Genomic DNA, 16693 nt, shown 5'->3' on the forward strand with positions numbered 1-16693 from the left:
CAGTTTGTTCGCAGTTTGAACGTGCAAATGCAAGGCTCGTGGGCTGATCCGTAACAATACAGCGGTCTCTCAATACAGGAGGATGCGCGATGCTGTCTCAATCACTGCGTTCATTGCTTGTTTGTGGAGGTGCTCTGGTGGTCGCGTTACCGGGGCATGCCTTTGCTCAGTCGGACAGTCCATTGGCTGGCCCAACCGTGCATGCAAAGGCACAACCCACTATCGTGGCCTACGACTTTGATGGGAATCTGAAGGTACTGCATGATCAGCCTGCTGCAGTCGCACTCGAACTGCTTGAAATTACGGATGCAGAGCGTGAAGCGTGTATGCGCATCATCGCAGAGCGGAACGCGATCGTCGATGGCGTGTTTATTGGGCACACTGATCTGGTCACGAGACTTGCAACTGCCGCAGGGGCGGGAAACCAACGCGAGACACTGAGCATCGCGAACGAGTTGTATGAGATGCTCAAGCCTGTGCGCGATCGTGGCGAGCTTGAAGCCGAACTCGCATCCGTGCTGCACGAGGATGCAGCAACAGAGCTTCGTATGTTGGTTGATGCGTACCGCGATGCTCATATCGAGCAGATTAAGAAGGATGTACTCAAGTCAGAGGGGAAAGAGATTGGAAGTTTTGGGGCGGGTATCCGCAGGCGTTTTATCCAGATGGGGTTCGAGATTGAGCAGGCGTTCTATCGGTACCAGATGTCGAGCTTTGCCCGTGTTGACGACATTCTTGATGTCATTGACGTGGCTGGCGAGAAGCGAGAGACGATCCGTCAGCGGATTCTTGATTTCGGGCAGCGCACGATGGGGAAAGCGACAAAGGCAGACGGATTTGCGTTTGTTGCAGAGATCATGAACATGCTCGAACCCGCACAGCGCGGCAAGTTTCTTCGGTATCTGATCGAGCAGGAACAGGCAAAGAAGGCTCTGGAGGCGCAGCATCGCAATGAGGATGCATCTATAACCTCAGACGATGGGCAAGTCCGTTAATGCTGTAACTGTCCAGCGCGGTCAGATCCCGGGCATTGGAGCAATGCGCGGGAGAATGACACCAAGCACGATCCATGCAGCAACGCCCAGAGCAACCATGCCAATCACGAGTTGCCCCGTGAGCACCAGCACCTCCTTGTAGAATGCTTCCAGTGTGCGTGATCGCACCGACTTGTATGCGATGGCTGTTAGGATGCAAATCGGGATCAGTAGCGCGTACCACCAGTTGTGCAGCGGCAATGGATCAAGAATTGGGCGGTAGGGTGCACGAAACATGTGACTCGGAAGGGATGGCTGAGATTGCGTCTCAGTCATCTCTGGTTGTGCAGCTTCCTGCCTGGCTGCTGCAGACGACATCACTCCAATCTGGGCGTTAGAAGCGTTCATGATGCCGCCCCTTTTTCAGGGTGCAGCGTGGGGAACAGGGCATCAAGGATGACGATGAGGTTGAGCATGCCCGCAAGGGTTGCCATCAGGGTACCGATCTCATTGATTCGGGAGATGCTCTTGGTGTTGGGCGGCATGTCCTTGTCAGTGCCGAGACGTGTCTGCCCTGTCTTTGGATCGACAAACTCCATTGGTTGCCCGGTCGTTTCATGACGAACCTGGATGGGCCTGTGGGTCTTTGGATCTCGGATCTCATGTGGCCATGCAGTCCGGAAGGTGTTGCCGTCATGAACCTTGAGCATGTTCTGGTGATACCAGTTGGTTGCAAAGGCCGCTGGACCGACTAGAGCCTGCCCAATAAACCAGATGCGATCCTCTCGCTTGTCGACGCAGTCGATGCCGCCCACCAGCAGGCCGCTAAGAAACAGGCCCATGACGCCAATCATGGCTGTAATGCCTCTCCATCGCTCCCTGAAGACGAAATGCCCTAGTCCGGGAAAGACGACCGCAAGCAGTCCCGCTGCGATATCAAACCCCTCACGGGGTGCTTCGTGGTTGGGTTGCGTTGTTGTCAGGTGGGACTCTCCGCCGTGGTATCGGGGGTTGGTGGGGTGGTGAGTTGAAGGGTCAAGTGTACGCATCCTTACGGTACGGTTCAGGCCGTGTTCGTTTGAGGATTCTGACCGCACCAAACCGGGCCGTTTCTGTGGAAACACGACGACGGGATGGAACCGATCAAGCGTCAATGACGAAATCGGAACACATCAGCGCTTGCCCAGCGAGTTTGCGTGGATATATTGCGAAGCATGCGCCCGGGAGGTTTGCCAGCTACCTTATGGAACACGAGGCAATCGTGCGATGAAGGTGAAGAAAACCTGAACCAAAGCCCGATCGACGCATCAGTTCGCAAGAGCGCTCTGCATGTGAAAGGATCCGCAGAGCACGACCGAGGACGACACCCATGACCGTTTCCACATCCATACTGAGCACAAACCAGGCTTCAACAATGACAGTCGATCTTGACACATGTACGCCCAAGTACCCATGGCTTTTTCAGGAGCCCGGATTGGGTGTCGGCACCCTCGAACCCGTTGCGGGTTATGACGAAGATGATGATGACGAGGATGATGACTATTACTCGGGCTATGACGATTATGACGACGACGATGAAGACTTCGACGATGACTTCGATGACGAAGAGGAAGAGCTTGATTTCGATGACGATGAGGACGATGAGGACCTGTGAGCATCCCCGCGCGCTAAGGCACTTCTGACGGAGTGGGGCCGGATGGTTTCCGGCGACGAATGCACCAGCGTGCGCGGGCGGAGCAGGTTATGGCAAACCATTCGCGATCGCACGACTTTGATGACAATCCATTCGAGGATATCGATTTCCCCGAGGAGATGTTTCAGGACGGATCCAAGGCGGGTGAGCCGTCCGGCATGCCTGGGGTACCGTTTGTCCCGAGTGCAAAGGGCGGGACTCGTGGTGGCGATCGTAGAAAAAACCGCAGCGGCGCATCGCCCACAGGGCTCGAGCGCAGGCGGGGGCCAGGTCGCAGACTCTCAGACTTTGCTCGCGCAGCTGAAGAAGGTGATCTGACCAAGGAACAGTTCCTCTTCGTGGTTGCGATGGACGAGTTCAAGAAGGCAAATAACGTCACGTTCCCATCGTGGTGCGATGTGGTTGAGGTGATGCGCCTGCTCGGATATCGGAAGGTCCAGAAGAGCGAACTGTCACTGCCCCGTGCAGAAGACTGGCGAGAGAGACCCGATGCGCCGTCCAACGTGCGCACGGATCGTCAGCGCCAGCGTGACGAGCAGGCACGCAACAACGACCAGCCGAATAACAAGGCAGCGTGATATGGGAGCGCAGGTGTTGCGCGAACCACGCGGAAACAGACTCACTGATCATGTGTGAGCTTGATGCTCATGCTGAATGTTGTGCAGTTCCAAGCCGATCGGAAAAGCTATGAGCGATGCAGTATCAACCGAATCCACGTCTGTTCTCACCAATCATGCAACGGATCGCGAGCGATACGTTTCTGTTGACATTGCTGATAACGCGTATTGTCTGCCCGCATCAGTTACCGTTGAACTGATGCGAATGCCTGCTTCCGGCACAAAGTGCTTGCCCCGAAGCCCCGCGTGGGTCGCGGGGATGCTCAACCACCGTGGCATGGTGGTTCCGGTTGTTGATATGCGTGTTGTGCTCGGTTGCAAATCATACAAGGAGGAGATCGCTGAACTCACAAAGTTCATTGATGCCCGCCAGCGTGAGTTGCAGGAGTGGATCGATGAGTTGCGAGAGAGCGTGAAGTCAGGCAAGCCGTTTACAAAGTCAACGAGTGCAACGAAGTGTTCGTTCGGCCAGTGGTACGACACATTGAACAACTCGCGTGAAGCAATGGAGAAGCTCACACGCGGCGACCTTGGAATGGCGACGCTTATCAAGGAGTTTGCAAAGCCGCACAAGCACATGTGCTCTGTTGCTGAACGAGCGCAGCATATGGCAAAGAACGGCAAGAGTGACGAGGCTCTCACACTGATCAACACGTCAGATTCGCATGACTTTTCACAGATCAAACATCTGTTCGAGCGTTTGATCAATCAGTTCAAGGCGCAGCGTCATCCGATGCTGGTTGTCATCGAAACCGACATTGGCCGTACCGCATTGATGATCGACTCCGTCCGCGAGGTTGTCGAGCTTGGCCAGGCAGACATCGACCCCATTCCAACAGGTGTGAAAACACACGATCTTGTGCGCGGCATCTCGCACAGGAATCGTCAGATGCCCGTGCTGGTGTTTGATGAGCACGCGCTTCGTACGCTGGGAGTCGAGATTGATCAGGATGAACAGTCACTCGCTGCTTAATCCATCACACTGCGCTCGTAACACATCTATGCCACCCAGTCGCCAGCGTACCGTGTTGAGTACGGCGCTGAGAGATTGTTTGTCATCTCATACAGTCGTTTGGTGATCTGGCGAAGGTGCAGCAGATCGTGCGCACACCACGATCCCAGCAGCATGCCCGCGTGCAGCGGACCAAACTTCGGGTGTACATGCGCAGCCGACCAGTCCGGATTCTGCAGTGAGTGGAGCCACGCAATTGAGGTGCTGCGTTCTGTGACAAATCGTGCGAGCGATTCGTGAGGCTTGTTCGCAAGTTCAGGTGAGAGTGACGGCTGCTGGTAGTTTCTCTCGCGAACAGATCCCTCTGGATCTATCGGAGGCCAGCCAGCATCTGGCATTTCCAGAGTCAGCCGCGTGCGCATGCGAAAGTCCTCGACTTCCTCGTCCGCAAGGTGGCCGAGGATCTGTGCAATCGACCACGCCCCGGTTGGTGGAACAAAGAACAACGCATCGGATGTGAGCGGCTCGACAAACGCAGCAAGTACACGCGGGAAACGCTCCATCTGCTTGATCAGAGCATCCGGGTTGAATGTGTCGGTATCCATGCATGATTGTTGCATGGATGTGACAGAGAGGCTTGTCAGGGAGTCAAGCTGCCAGCGGACGTGTCCGTCGGCTGGCAGTGGTGTGGTGTTATCTCCGTCTGCGTCGTGCGCCAAGCACGCTTGCACCACCAAACAGCGCAAGTGCTGACGATGGCGCGGGGATGACTTGGATTTGAAGGACGATGTTATTGGGTGGTGGCGTGAACACCGGCGCCTGACTCGAAGATGTTTCATAAATCCACCAATCAGCTGCCCCCATATGTATCTCCACTGTTCTTGGGGTGAAATCACTTGTTTCCCATTCGAAGGACATGATGAGCAGTGGCGATGCAGGATTTGCGGGATGTGATACGGTGTTGCTCTGCCCAACGTTTGCGAGCCATCCATTTGTTTGTGGTGTGACCGCAACAAACCATGATGGCGGAAATCCTGGAATTCCGTCGGCTGGCAATAACCTATAGTGTGGTTCCGCTGCACCTGATTCGGTTGCCCAGTATCCAAAGAGTGCTGTGCTGAACGCAAACCACGGCTCGCCGGTAATGGCATACACATCGATATTCACCGATGGTGAAGAGGGTGAAACAATGCCATTGTTCGAGAGAGATGTCGATAGGCCAACGTCACCCAGACACTGTGCTTGGGCAGCAAGGAGTGTCACAAAACTTGTGTGCGCGAATACCCTCATTCATTGTCTCCGTCTGCGTCGTGCGCCAAGCAGGCCTGCGCCACCAAGCAGCGAAAGTGCTGAAGACGGCGCGGGGATGATCTGGATTGTCACCGAGCCATTGACTGGATCAGGAATCCGTTCGTAGATGAAAACATGGCTGTATGGAAACAGATCAATATAATCGATTTCTGTAGAAACAGAAAGTTCTCGTGGCGTGAAGTCATCCGTCGTCCACTCGACCGTGTGGAGCAGCACAGGGCTGGACCACGTAAAAAAGTTCGGCCCCAGCTGCCCCGCTGTCAGATCAAGCAATGCGGTGCCGGTATTTGTGGGAGCTGGTGGTGGGAATGTAAAGCCAAGCCAGTTGTGGTGGATGATATTATCTGTGAATCCTGATTCCGTGGCAACAAGATCGTATACAGCAAATCCCACGCCATAGATCTGTGGGTATCCCTCCCAGTAGGTGTAGACATTGATATTCACCGATGGCGTCTGAGGCGTTATCGTGCCATTCACCTCGATGAACAAGCCACCCGATTGCGCAAATGCCTGATTGCTTGCGACGATCAACATTGCGATTGTCATGTGTTTCACTTGTGTCATGTGACTCCTGCAAGCTGCCAGCGGACGTGTCCGTCGGCTGGCAGTGGTGTGGTGTTATCTTCGTCTGCGTCGTGCGCCAAGCAGGCTTGCGCCAGCAAGCAGCGCAATTGCTGACGACGGCGCGGGGATGATCTGGATCTTCAGCGTTGTTTCCTGCACACTGGAGAGCGGGAGATACGTCGGATTGATCGATGTTGTGGTATCGAACATCCCAAATGTCAGCGAGCTTGTTGAGATCTCCACCGTGCGTGGCGTGAAGTCGGTTGTCTCAAACCAGAATGTGGCGGTCCACGCTGGATTCTCTGTGGAAGCGATGAGAATTGGGGGAAGGTGGGGGTTCCATGCTTCAAACAGCACTGTGCTTTGATTGAGCTGAGTAAATGTATCATGTGTAATTGTTCCGTTGCTTCCGTATCCAGATGCGCTTCCCACAAGTACTGAGTCGCTCGCAGAGATGACTACATCTGATTGTCCAAAGCTGTGATACCCGGCGTTTGGGTCGTACCATACCGACAATCTGACCGATGTATTGGCACTTGTCGGGCTGATCGGATCTGTATCAAGGTTCTCAAGTATCCATCCGCCGATAGGGTCAGCTGCCGCTGATGTTGCAGAGACAAAGAGCAAAGCCAATAGTGTTGTTTTCTGTGCCATATTTCTACCAATGAAAAAACGCATTGTCTATACTCAGAATGTACACGATTTCATCAATCTGCCTAAGAAAAAACGTCCGCAACATCAAAGATTGCGGACGCTTCTGTGTTTCTGAACAATGTTCCGTGGGTTGCAGAATATAGGTAGTTCTCCTATTTGTCTTTGTAATAATCGAGATTGATCTGCACGAAGTTGTTCCATTCTTCCGGGAGATCTTCTTCGGGGTAGATAGCTTTGACGGGGCACTCGTCGATGCACAGGCCACAGTCGATGCATGTGTCGGGATCAATGAAGAGTTGGTCGGCCGATTCGAAGTCGGGCTCGTCCTTGGTGGGATGGATGCAGTCGACGGGGCAAACGTCGACGCAGGCTGTGTCCTTGGTTGCGATGCAGGGCTCTGCAATGATGTGGGTCATGAGGACCTCCCGATCTGAACAACGCAGCATGCGGAAAATCGGCTGCGGATAGTGCGAGTCATGATGGGGGATTGAACGCGCGCAGAGCCGGTGTGTCATCCCGAGAGCCGTCTCATTCTGAAAACGGGCATCTTGAGCGAATGCAGAGCAGCGATCAGGGGGATTGGAGCGCAGAAAACCGGCTTTAGTCTCGATTGTTGAACAGGATGCCGAGCAGATGGCGGGACCTTGGGAGCGGTGTGCCATCCACCTCGGTCGTCTCCTCTTCGCAGCGGACCACCGTTCCCTTGTGGATGGGGATACGTGAGCCGGACTGGAACAGGTTCACGCGAGTGCCTGGCTGGACCGCGATAGGCGAGAACGCTCCAATGCCCTTTGGACTCCCGTCCTTCAGTTCAATGACTGCAAGCCCGCCCGATGTTTCCTTTGTTGGTTCAAAGGTAGCGGTAAAGCATCCGGCCATCTTCACGCGAGGGATACGCCGGCGCTCTGCGTCCTTGTTCGGGGCTGTGGTTTTTAGTTCGGGGAATGGCGCAGCGGGCTGCGATCCGCGGTCGGAGGAACTCGTCGATGCCATCATGCCCTCCATGGCACAAGTGCGAATGACGGAATGGGATGGGCACGGTTCCACGCATCCATGCGAGGGCCGCTGATAGATGTATCGGTCTATTCAGAGTCGAGCGGATGATGTGCGCGATGACATTGCACGTGATATGGTGAGATCGCGCAGTTGTTGCGCGAGCTATTCCCTGCCCAGAGAGGCGGGCCAGAGGTAATACGCTGTGCCGGGTCGGAGTTCATCCGGCGTGACAGTGTGAGAGACCTCGATCGGGAGCGTCACAGCGCCAACGCTGATCTGTTGGTTGGATGTTGCCCGCGGAGCGATGGAGCCGACGCTTGCGTATGGCGAACGCGGGCGGAACGCGATTGGTTTAGAGTGGTACACAACCATCTCGGCACGCTCAATGCCAGCACGCTGCTTTGCAATCTCAAAGGCGTCATGTAATGTCCCGAGCGAATCAACAAGGCCAGCATCGAGCGCATCGGCACCTGTGACAACCCGACCATCCGTGAGTTCGTTGATCCGCGACATATCGACAGGATGCAGTGCGTGTGAGCGACGATCAACAACCAGCGATCTGAATCTGGCATAGAACTGGTCAACCAGCGCCTGGAACATGGCGTTGTGGCTCTGGTTCACAGGTGAGAATGGATCGCCCATCGCCTTGTTCGGGCCTGACACAATGTTGTTTGTTTCAACGCCGATCATCGAGAGCCCGTGGCTGAAGTTGAGCGCAGGAATGATGACACCAACGGAGCCGGTGATCGTGGTGGGCTGGGCAACGATGTGATCGGCAGCGAGCGCGATGTAATACCCGCCCGACGCAGCAACTTCTCCGAACGATGCGACAACGGGCTTGCCAGTGTCATCGCTGAATCGCCTGATCTCCTCATACATGACATCGCTCGCAGAGACAGATCCACCGGGCGAGTTGATGCGCAGGACAACTGCCTTGACATTGTGATCATCGCGAGCCATATCGAGTCGCGTAACAAGCGAGTCGATTGGTGCTGATGAACCCGACAAGCCACTGGTGATGTCATTGATGACACCGCCCACATGGATAAGAGCGATCGTGCCCTCCACGCGTCCGTCGTCCCTGAACACGCTTGCCTTTTTCAGTGCGCTCGACTGACTGTCGAGGGAAAGCGTGAGCGTGCTGGGGATGCACCCTGACATCGCACAGGGCATGAAAGCAATGAGGCAATAGAAGAGTGATCTGAGGGTAATTTTCATGCAGGATTATTCGTCGGCCGAACCGCACAGGAACCTGTAGTCTCCAAGATAAAACACCGCCCGACCGCTCCGGGGGAGGAACGATCGGGCGATGGTGTTGGTGTCGATCAGCACTATCCCTGGGTGTGTGCCAACCGATTCGGAGAAGGTGGTTTACTGCTTGTGCATCTCCATCAGTTGCTTGAGCATCTTCTTGATGTCGGCAAGATCGCTCTCGATTCCATCAAGCTGGTTCTTGATTGATTTCATTTCGTTGTTGCTGCCAGTTCGGGCCTGATCCGCTTCGAACTTCCGCACCAGACGATCCACGTTCTTGTTCTGGTCGTCGAGCTTGTCGCGCATCTGACGCAACTCAATGGAGTACCTGCCGTTGGCCTTTGTTGCTTCCTCAATCTCCCTTGCCTGGTTTTCCAGCTTGACAACAAAGTCGTCACCAAGGAACTGAAGATCACCCAACTTCTCGAGATGCTTCAGATCGCCAAGCTTCTCAAGGTGCTCGTGCATATCCCTGAAGTGCTCATCCAGTTCTTTCTCGATCTGGTCTGCGTGCTCTGGTGTGAAAGCAAAGCCGCGCACGCTGTTGTTGCCCTGCGAAAAGAAGTGTTCGGATTTGCTGTCATTGTCTTTGTCGCTGTGCCAGAATGTTGAGAAGCCCTGATCCGGTTGAGCGCGGAAAACCATGTCGGGCTTGTCGCCCATAAATAATCTCCAGTCGCCATCCTTGTTGTCAAGCTCGACAGAGAAGCGGCCGGAGACTTCAAGGCCGTCGAGCGCTTGTGTCGCTTTCTCAAGAGCGCGGAGTGCTTCTTCGAACCCCTTGAGGGAGTTCTCTGTCGATTCGTCCCCCTGCATCTTCATATCGCGAAGTTGCTCGACCGCTTGCTCAAGGGCTTTCTTGACATCCTTCGAGTGCTCACCACGTGGTGCGATGACGCCGCCCGAGCCGCCGAAGTTCCTTGGAGCGCTCGGTTGCACGGGTGTCACCCATGTTGGCGCAGTTGTTGTGCTGGGGGCTGATGGGGGTGTCGGGGGCGAGAGAGGAGAGACGTTCAAACGCTGTGTGACGGCCGGAACTCCGCTAAGAACATTGGTCTGGACCGACAGTTGTTGCGGATCATACTTGTCGAGCTTAATTTTGATATCTTTCTTCTCACCTTTTCGGATGACGGTGAGCTTGACGGTGTCGCCCGGCTCTCTCTCACGAAGGATCTTGCGGAGTCCTTCCTGTGTCGCGGGTGCGTTGCCGTCGACTTTGATAACGATGTCACGCTCCTGCAAGCCAGCCTTTGCTGCGGGCAGATCCTTGATCACTCTGCTGATTATGAAGACATTGCCGCCATCAAGATCAAGATAGTCAAGAAGTTCAGGTGACACATCGCCCATCGTGATGCCGACCATCACTGGAGGTGTATCAGGGTCTGCAACGACGTAGTTTCCACCAAAGGGAGAGAGACCGGTGGTTGCAAGCAGTTGTGGCGCAACATTCATTGTGATGGCACCATCCGGCCCAGTTGCAATCTGGGGCACGATCTGAATTGCGCTGACATCGTGTGGTGCAGTACCGAGCACGATCGAATCGCCAAAGATGGTTGTAGCCTTGTTCGTTGCCACATAGCTGAACGTTGCAACCTCGTTGCCGTTCTTGTCAAGAATCGTAATTGTGTCGTTTGTCTTGCGGATCTGTTTGGGTGATACTTCCTCACCGTTGATCCACGCCGATGTCTTGCCGTCCTTGATCTCGACTTTTACTTTGTCGGTGCCGTCATCACGCACCATGATGGAGCGGCTTGTTGATGTCGGGCCCGTTGTAGTCACGCTCGATGTTCCCGATCCGGATGTGCCGCCAAGCGACTCAACAACAACCATCCCGCCAGAGCCGCCGCCCGAAGTCACACTGACTTTGTCTGGATCGAACGAGGTCAGCGCAACCAGCGGTGCCGATGCCTGTGATGCGCTTGTGCATGTGGTTGCAGTTGTGCGGGTTGTTGTGCATTCGGCTGACTTTGTCGCTGGCTTGTCATCGGTGTCCGGGCCGATCGCAACAGCTGCGATAGCGGTGCCCGCTAACCCTGCTAGTGCGAGTGCCGACACTTTCAGTGTGTGTGCTCTGCTCGATGTCATTGTTATGATCTCCGTTGCTGTGCCCAGCTGTTGCATCACGTTCTGCTTGATAATGCCCAGCCGGGCGGTTTCATTCTGAAAGAGCTTCCAGTTCTGCCAGGATGTTCGACGAGTGATCTGGCTGGGTGGAAGCTGTACTATCTGGATGCATCCGCCAGAACTCGCTGTCAGCAAATTTGTGTGATTTTCAACGATGTCTGGCTGCTTGGCGAATGTTCGGAGGTCTCGCGTCATGGCAGGAAAACAGCCCCTTTCAGCCTACCAACAGAAGGTTGTCAAGCGGTATTACCAGAACCGCGACTCGATCATGGTCCAGAAACTGGGAGAGCTGGTTACAGAGCTGATGCTGGCGACCGCGTCAGAGGACCCGTCCAAACCTGCAACAACAAAGAAGCTCAATGGGCTCTGGGATCGGGCTGCCAAGGCGGTTGCGAATCTTGGTCCTGCGGATGATGCAAAGGTAAAGAAGGCTGTTGCGATCGTCCAGGACCGGGATCTGGAGGGGTTAGCACGTCTGGTGGGAACGCTGAGCTAACAAAAAACGGTGCGGGCCAGAATTGGAGCCCGCACCGTCTTTTCTTTATTGAGCTAGTAATCTGCGTTGTCTTGCAGACAGTTGTGTTTATGGAGCGTCGGGGCAGTCAGATGCGTACGCATTTCCATAAGCAATATAATCAAGGATATCAATAGTTCCAGAACCATCGATGTCAGCCTTTGGGTCAGACGTGTTATACAAGTTGCCAAACACAATATAATCAAGTATATTGAGAGAGCCGCTGCCATCCAGGTCTTTCCAGCAGTTTTGCCGCATAATCGAAGATCGTAGTTCGGTTTCTATGAAGCCAAGTTCCCGATTTTCATGATGGGTTTCTAGGGCTATTCCGCCTCCGCCAACGAGATATTGGGTCCACGCGCCAACGGTGTTTGGGTATGCCTCCCCGATGAAAACAATGCCATCGATACGGTTAAAACCTAAGCTTAGCAAGTCGTCCCTGGCATCTGCCATTGCATCAAGAGCATTTTGAGCATTTGAATAGGTATCATCGATGTTGTCACCTATAACAATGATACTTTTGTTTGCAGCTTGATACTTAGATCGAAGAAGAGGCTGAGATATAATCTGCATTCCAGATGCAATAGCGGCTGCGGCTCCGCCATTAAATGGTGTGGATCGAATAACATCTGCAAGATCAGAGGCCGATTGCTGATCTGAAATCAATGTAAGTGGAACTTGAATTGTAGGTTGAGCTGAAACATCAACTAATGCTATAGCAACTGTTCCATTAAGAGGAATCGTTTGCCCGGTTTGAAAATGACCCGACTGGGCGCAGTATGGAGGGTTATTTGGGTTGCTGGGATCATACGTATTGCATGGCGTGGATACTTGTCCGCCCTCCACTTGTCGTGCGAGCGCCTCTAATGAAAACTGAAAAGCAATATCCATGCTGCCCGAACTGTCAATAAGAATAGCAAATGCATATTCGATTGGCACAACAAGATCATCAATGTCGGTTGCAATGATGTCTGTGGTACTGCCGTTCGTGTCGGGTGACACAATATCTGTCGCTGCACTCTCGTACACGACACTTTGTAGTCCGAGGACAGGGCTTCTGGAGCCGCCGTTGCCAGCAACGCCTGGCATCCCATCAGCTTCTGAAAGAAGCACATAATCGGTAATCCAATACTGATACACACCGTCTTCATCGGGATCGCGGATCAGCAAGTATGCATCTGAGACACCGTTTGTATCGCCGGCGACAAGCCCATTATTGCTTGTAAAGACAACATGACGGCCGTCCTTGGACATTCTTGCCGGACCATATCCACTATAGTTTGGTGGAAATGCTGTTGAAAACGGCAAAGACGCGCCGCAGTTAGGCTGCTGTTGCAATGTCCCGTCAACAACTACGTACCCTAAGATTTGTCCGCTCACATCACTATTGATAGAGTACGAGATAGCAGCTTGATCGCCATTGTCTGAAAGATCATATGAGAGCACGACGTCAACAAAGTTTCCTTGGGCAATTGGGTAATAGCAACTTGACCCAACACCTGTAACCAACGTCCGTGAGTCCACATCCCACAAACCATATCCAACGTAGACATTTACTGGCGCATTCGTGTACCTTTGGTGCTGAGGAAGAGCAATCCTTGTTCCATCGAACGTAAAATCTGCTCCCGCGACAACTTCTCCCAATGTAGTGGCATTTGTCCCGTTCCACATTGAGTGCAGACCATTTGTTTCGACTTCATAAATCACCGCATATGTAAAGTTGCTGTCAAGCTCCTTTGCAAAGAACACGCGATTGCCAGCGGGCGAGATTCGAGAGCCTCTTCGCTTCTGCGTATCTACTGCAGGATCCATGTTGAGTACAATCTCGTTCCCCTCATCAAAGATGCCGTTTTCATCCGGGTCGCGATCACATATAAAAGCATCTTCTAATCCGCCGTCTGTGTCTGCTGTTGTGTGAAGGTTTGATGCCGAGCTGTCAAATACAACGTATCTTCCATCCGCTGATATGGACACAGACCCACCAGTATTTTGATAGCCGCAGTGGTCATCCGCAATATCCCAGCTGCTGCCATTCCATTTCTTAGAGATCAGTGTGGTTGTTCCATTCACCCTGTCTCTCACGAAGACTTGTCGTTTGCCATTCGAAGTAGCAACTGGATTTGTCGATAAGCCTGCATCCAGTGAGGAAAATACGACATAGCGATCGTCATGCGATATATCGAGAGTCACATGTCCATTTGTAGACAGACTTGTCGAGCCTGCACCCGAGGAAGACTGTCCACTCGAGCCAACAGAAATAAACTCAGAACCTGATATTGTTTGGCCTGAGACTGCTGACGATAATGCCAGCAGACTTGAGGCAATGGCAGTTGTTTTAAATTTTAACTTCACGAAAGCTCCTTGTGCAGATCAATATGCGAACATTTCTACAGATACAGTGTCTATTCAACTTTATTTGATCTTTGGATGTAATATTAAGGCTTGTCTATTTTGTTAGTGCAAATCTTGAGACGACCTTGTTAGATCTAATAGCTGGTTTAAACTTGTAAATATATCGCTTTGCTGGCCGTTAACTTTCATATGGTTATTTATAACTCGGATGCGAGAGTTATCAATACAGGAAATACCCTGCTTTGCCCTAAAAAGGGGAAGGTCTTATAACTGTGCGGGTGTGAATCTAAGTGTTCTGTATCGAGTTCTTCTCTAGACAGGCCCTCAATGTGCCCCAATATCCCGCCGATAGGCGTGATGCATGCAGCGCCGATCGTGCGCTCATGCATTATCAGGGGCAGGTGTATGAAGCGAATTGGCGGCTTTGGCAGCGGTTTCGGAGAGAGTTTGACAAAGCTCCGGGGTGTTGCTGCGCAGCCGCTACCGGTAGCGATCGAGTTCGGCACATCCTCTCTGAAGGTGTTGCAAGTCGCCCAGCAGAGTGAGCAGGTTTCGCTTGTCGCAGCTGGGGCGCTGCCAATACCGGAAGCGATGTGGGATAAGCCTGAGAAGCGTCTGCAGTTCCAGCTTGAAGCGCTGCCCAATCTGCTCAAGTCGTCCGGTGTCAAGGCAAAGCGTGCGGTGTGCTCGATCCCCATCAGCCAAACAATCTGTCGAATCTTGAAGGTGACGCGTATTGAAGGAATGACAGTTTCTGAGCTGACAGCAAGCGCACTTGGTGCGCAGATCGGGTGTCCGCCCGCAGCGCTCGTTGTGCGCCCAACTGTTATCAGCGGAGGCACGAAGGGAAATCCCAAAATGGACGTGCTGTGCCTTGCTGCACGTCGTGATCTTGTAGAAACCCTGATGCGCGCGATGAAAGCATCGAAGCTGGAACCTGTCGGCATACAGAACGAGTTTATTGCAATGATGGATGCGTTTGCGCCACTGAGCCGCCGTTCTGAGGATCACAACTCTAACACGCTCTACATCGACATGGGATTTGGTGCGACGAACGTGCTCATCGCGCACGGGAGAGACCCTGTCTTTGCGAAGTCGATCGATGTGGGTGGGCGCACATTCGATCAGACGATCGCGAAACTGATGAAGATCGACGACGACGATGCGCACGAACGCAGATTGAAGATGCGATCGGTACAGCCAGCAGATGCTGACGACCACGCGCAAGCGTCACAGAGCAGTGTGAACGACCGGCTTGCGTCTGCCGTCGGTGTTGCGACACGCGTGGAAGCAGTGCATGGTCCGAAGCTGTCGCTGATTGAGCCGATGGAGATTCTCACGGATGAACTGGCGTTATGCCTTCGTTACCACGATTCAGCATTCCCAGATAAACCGTTGTCGCGCATTGTCTTTGTTGGCGGAGAGTCGAGACACCGGATGTTGTGCGAGCATGTTGCAAGGGCAATCCGTTTGCCTGCGCAGGTTGCCGATCCGATGGCGATAGTGAACCGCTCGGGCAAGGAGCCCGTGACGGGTGTTGATATGACAAAGCCACAGCCCGGTTGGGCGGTGGCACTCGGGTTGTGCCTGGGCAAGACAGATCTGTAAGGACGTGAGATTTTCCGCTGGCATGGATCAGCGTTGTACGCAGTTGGAGGTTGGCAGATGGCGATGCCGTTTCAAACGAAATCAAGAGAGCCCGAGAGCGCGAGCTTTCTGCCGGCAGACTACGTCAGTCGGAAGGCGGAGAACCGCACCAACATCATGGTCATCGTTTTGTTCATGTTCATCATGGCTGGCGTTGTCTGCGCGTTCTTCTTTTCGAATCGCAGGTGGATGGAACTGCGCGATCGGCAGCGAACCATCAGCGCCGATTACACGGAGCAAGCCGAGAAGATCGCAATCCTTCAGCAGCTGGAAACGCAGAAGAAGGAGATGCTCGACAAGGCTGAGATCACAACAGCTCTCATCGAGAAGGTGCCTCGCAGCGTGCTGATTGCGGAGCTCGTGACACGCTTGCCCAGCACCATCACGCTGACCGCTGTGAACCTTGAGTCCAAACGGATCAACGATGTTGTCGAGGAAAAACCGAAGGTGCCCTCGCTCGAAGATCGTCGTGCGCAGGCATCAGGCGCACAATCGCTGACCGATTCGATCAACCAGATTGCCGCACCGAAGAAGCCGAAAGTGACCGCGCCGAAGTTCACATACACACTCACACTCGTCGGAGTGGCGCGATCGAATAATGACATTGCTGACTATCTTGCAGGCTTGCAGTCAAGCGGTGTGCTCGAATCCGTTGATCTCAGCTACATCAAGCCCGTGCTGATTGATGATACCGAACTGCGTGAGTTCGAGATCAAGTCCTCAATCAGTCCGACAGCCGACGCCCGCCAGCTTCTGCTCGAACAGCAGCTCGATGCAGATGTAGAGCAGAATCTTCCAGCAAACGACGGTGCTGTCAGTTCGTCAGAGCAGAATCCATTTGCATCGATGATTGCAGCAGCGCAGCAGAATGCGATCGGGCGTAAGAAGAAAACAAAGCAGTCTCCCGAGGATGTCGGAGTTGGTGCATGGCCCGAAGGTGGGCATATGGACGAGGAGCCCGATCCCGATGCGCCAAAACCACAGGTGAAACAGATCAGTCCAGTAACAAAGGCCAAAGAAGGAAACGACGGCAGCCGGTAA

At 53.6% G+C, this 16693-nt stretch carries 18 protein-coding genes; 7 read left to right on the forward strand and 11 right to left on the reverse strand.

Translation table 11 applies throughout. From position 1 onward, the window contains the following. Positions 1–89 precede the first annotated feature (89 nt). Positions 90–995, forward strand: a complete 906-nt coding sequence (locus H6815_06290) for a hypothetical protein (GenBank protein MCB9860048.1) — start codon at positions 90–92, stop codon at positions 993–995. Positions 996–1016: 21 nt separating this feature from the next. Here the strand turns inward: H6815_06290 and H6815_06295 are convergent, their stop codons facing one another. Together H6815_06295 and H6815_06300 are read right to left on the reverse strand one after the other, a co-directional pair. Then, on the reverse strand, positions 1017–1382 hold the full coding sequence (locus tag H6815_06295; protein MCB9860049.1) for a hypothetical protein: 366 nt from the start codon (positions 1380–1382) through the stop codon (positions 1017–1019). Then, complete coding sequence (locus tag H6815_06300) at positions 1379–2023, reverse strand: hypothetical protein (GenBank protein MCB9860050.1); 645 nt, start codon at positions 2021–2023, stop codon at positions 1379–1381. The genes H6815_06295 and H6815_06300 overlap by 4 nt, the downstream gene beginning before the upstream one ends. 320 nt (positions 2024–2343) lie before the next feature. Between H6815_06300 and H6815_06305 the strand changes: the two genes are divergently transcribed. From H6815_06305 to H6815_06315, 3 genes are all read left to right on the forward strand, one after another. Beyond that, positions 2344–2628 (forward strand): hypothetical protein, encoded by a 285-nt coding sequence (locus tag H6815_06305; GenBank protein MCB9860051.1) that lies wholly within the window; start codon positions 2344–2346, stop codon positions 2626–2628. 89 nt (positions 2629–2717) lie between these two features. After that, positions 2718–3245 (forward strand): hypothetical protein, encoded by a 528-nt coding sequence (locus H6815_06310; GenBank protein MCB9860052.1) that lies wholly within the window; start codon positions 2718–2720, stop codon positions 3243–3245. A 109-nt stretch (positions 3246–3354) separates the two neighbouring features. Continuing rightward, positions 3355–4257 (forward strand): chemotaxis protein CheW, encoded by a 903-nt coding sequence (locus H6815_06315; GenBank protein ID MCB9860053.1) that lies wholly within the window; start codon positions 3355–3357, stop codon positions 4255–4257. 26 nt (positions 4258–4283) lie between these two features. On the opposite strand, the gene H6815_06320 is transcribed toward H6815_06315, so the two are convergent. The 8 genes from H6815_06320 to H6815_06355 all read right to left on the reverse strand — a co-directional run bounded on the left by H6815_06320 (position 4284) and on the right by H6815_06355 (position 11100). After that, positions 4284–4841: a DinB family protein gene (locus H6815_06320; GenBank protein MCB9860054.1), complete on the reverse strand. Its 558-nt coding sequence runs from the start codon at positions 4839–4841 to the stop codon at positions 4284–4286. 88 nt (positions 4842–4929) lie between these two features. Next, on the reverse strand, positions 4930–5526 hold the full coding sequence (locus H6815_06325; GenBank protein MCB9860055.1) for a PEP-CTERM sorting domain-containing protein: 597 nt from the start codon (positions 5524–5526) through the stop codon (positions 4930–4932). Further along, entirely contained in the window at positions 5527–6111 is a 585-nt protein-coding gene (locus tag H6815_06330; protein MCB9860056.1) for a PEP-CTERM sorting domain-containing protein, read from the reverse strand. It abuts the gene before it with no gap. Between the two features lie 54 nt (positions 6112–6165). Continuing rightward, positions 6166–6765, reverse strand: coding sequence for a PEP-CTERM sorting domain-containing protein (locus H6815_06335; GenBank protein ID MCB9860057.1), 600 nt, complete (start codon positions 6763–6765; stop codon positions 6166–6168). Between the two features lie 152 nt (positions 6766–6917). Continuing rightward, a complete protein-coding gene (locus H6815_06340) occupies positions 6918–7181 on the reverse strand; it encodes a ferredoxin family protein (GenBank protein ID MCB9860058.1) in 264 nt (87 codons plus the stop codon). A 184-nt stretch (positions 7182–7365) separates the two neighbouring features. Then, positions 7366–7758: a hypothetical protein gene (locus H6815_06345; GenBank protein ID MCB9860059.1), complete on the reverse strand. Its 393-nt coding sequence runs from the start codon at positions 7756–7758 to the stop codon at positions 7366–7368. Between the two features lie 165 nt (positions 7759–7923). After that, positions 7924–8979: a signal peptide peptidase SppA gene (gene sppA / locus H6815_06350; protein ID MCB9860060.1), complete on the reverse strand. Its 1056-nt coding sequence runs from the start codon at positions 8977–8979 to the stop codon at positions 7924–7926. Positions 8980–9132: 153 nt separating this feature from the next. Then, positions 9133–11100, reverse strand: a complete 1968-nt coding sequence (locus H6815_06355) for a PDZ domain-containing protein (GenBank protein ID MCB9860061.1) — start codon at positions 11098–11100, stop codon at positions 9133–9135. Positions 11101–11332: 232 nt separating this feature from the next. Here H6815_06355 and H6815_06360 point away from each other — a divergent pair, with 232 nt between their 5' ends. Further along, positions 11333–11635, forward strand: a complete 303-nt coding sequence (locus H6815_06360; GenBank protein MCB9860062.1) for a hypothetical protein — start codon at positions 11333–11335, stop codon at positions 11633–11635. A gap of 87 nt (positions 11636–11722) precedes the next feature. Here H6815_06360 and H6815_06365 read toward each other — a convergent pair whose 3' ends face one another. Then, on the reverse strand, positions 11723–14005 hold the full coding sequence (locus H6815_06365) for a hypothetical protein (GenBank protein ID MCB9860063.1): 2283 nt from the start codon (positions 14003–14005) through the stop codon (positions 11723–11725). Between the two features lie 447 nt (positions 14006–14452). Here H6815_06365 and pilM point away from each other — a divergent pair, with 447 nt between their 5' ends. Together pilM and H6815_06375 are read left to right on the forward strand one after the other, a co-directional pair. Then, positions 14453–15613 (forward strand): pilus assembly protein PilM, encoded by a 1161-nt coding sequence (pilM, locus tag H6815_06370; protein MCB9860064.1) that lies wholly within the window; start codon positions 14453–14455, stop codon positions 15611–15613. Positions 15614–15670: 57 nt separating this feature from the next. Beyond that, complete coding sequence (locus tag H6815_06375) at positions 15671–16693, forward strand: PilN domain-containing protein (protein MCB9860065.1); 1023 nt, start codon at positions 15671–15673, stop codon at positions 16691–16693.

This window comes from Phycisphaeraceae bacterium (assembly GCA_020639155.1).
Taxonomy (GTDB): domain Bacteria; phylum Planctomycetota; class Phycisphaerae; order Phycisphaerales; family UBA1924; genus JACKHF01.

Bases quoted from the DNA above. Each gene is read 5' to 3' on its own strand.
- H6815_06290 (MCB9860048.1), top strand. From the start codon at position 90: ATGCTGTCTCAATCACTGCGTTCATTGCTTGTTTGTGGAGGTGCTCTG.
- H6815_06295 (MCB9860049.1), bottom strand. From the start codon at position 1,382: ATGAACGCTTCTAACGCCCAGATTGGAGTGATGTCGTCTGCAGCAGCC.
- H6815_06300 (MCB9860050.1), bottom strand. From the start codon at position 2,023: ATGCGTACACTTGACCCTTCAACTCACCACCCCACCAACCCCCGATAC.
- H6815_06305 (MCB9860051.1), top strand. From the start codon at position 2,344: ATGACCGTTTCCACATCCATACTGAGCACAAACCAGGCTTCAACAATG.
- H6815_06310 (MCB9860052.1), top strand. From the start codon at position 2,718: ATGGCAAACCATTCGCGATCGCACGACTTTGATGACAATCCATTCGAG.
- H6815_06315 (MCB9860053.1), top strand. From the start codon at position 3,355: ATGAGCGATGCAGTATCAACCGAATCCACGTCTGTTCTCACCAATCAT.
- H6815_06320 (MCB9860054.1), bottom strand. From the start codon at position 4,841: ATGGATACCGACACATTCAACCCGGATGCTCTGATCAAGCAGATGGAG.
- H6815_06325 (MCB9860055.1), bottom strand. From the start codon at position 5,526: ATGAGGGTATTCGCGCACACAAGTTTTGTGACACTCCTTGCTGCCCAA.
- H6815_06330 (MCB9860056.1), bottom strand. From the start codon at position 6,111: ATGACACAAGTGAAACACATGACAATCGCAATGTTGATCGTCGCAAGC.
- H6815_06335 (MCB9860057.1), bottom strand. From the start codon at position 6,765: ATGGCACAGAAAACAACACTATTGGCTTTGCTCTTTGTCTCTGCAACA.
- H6815_06340 (MCB9860058.1), bottom strand. From the start codon at position 7,181: ATGACCCACATCATTGCAGAGCCCTGCATCGCAACCAAGGACACAGCC.
- H6815_06345 (MCB9860059.1), bottom strand. From the start codon at position 7,758: ATGGCATCGACGAGTTCCTCCGACCGCGGATCGCAGCCCGCTGCGCCA.
- sppA (MCB9860060.1), bottom strand. From the start codon at position 8,979: ATGAAAATTACCCTCAGATCACTCTTCTATTGCCTCATTGCTTTCATG.
- H6815_06355 (MCB9860061.1), bottom strand. From the start codon at position 11,100: ATGACATCGAGCAGAGCACACACACTGAAAGTGTCGGCACTCGCACTA.
- H6815_06360 (MCB9860062.1), top strand. From the start codon at position 11,333: ATGGCAGGAAAACAGCCCCTTTCAGCCTACCAACAGAAGGTTGTCAAG.
- H6815_06375 (MCB9860065.1), top strand. From the start codon at position 15,671: ATGGCGATGCCGTTTCAAACGAAATCAAGAGAGCCCGAGAGCGCGAGC.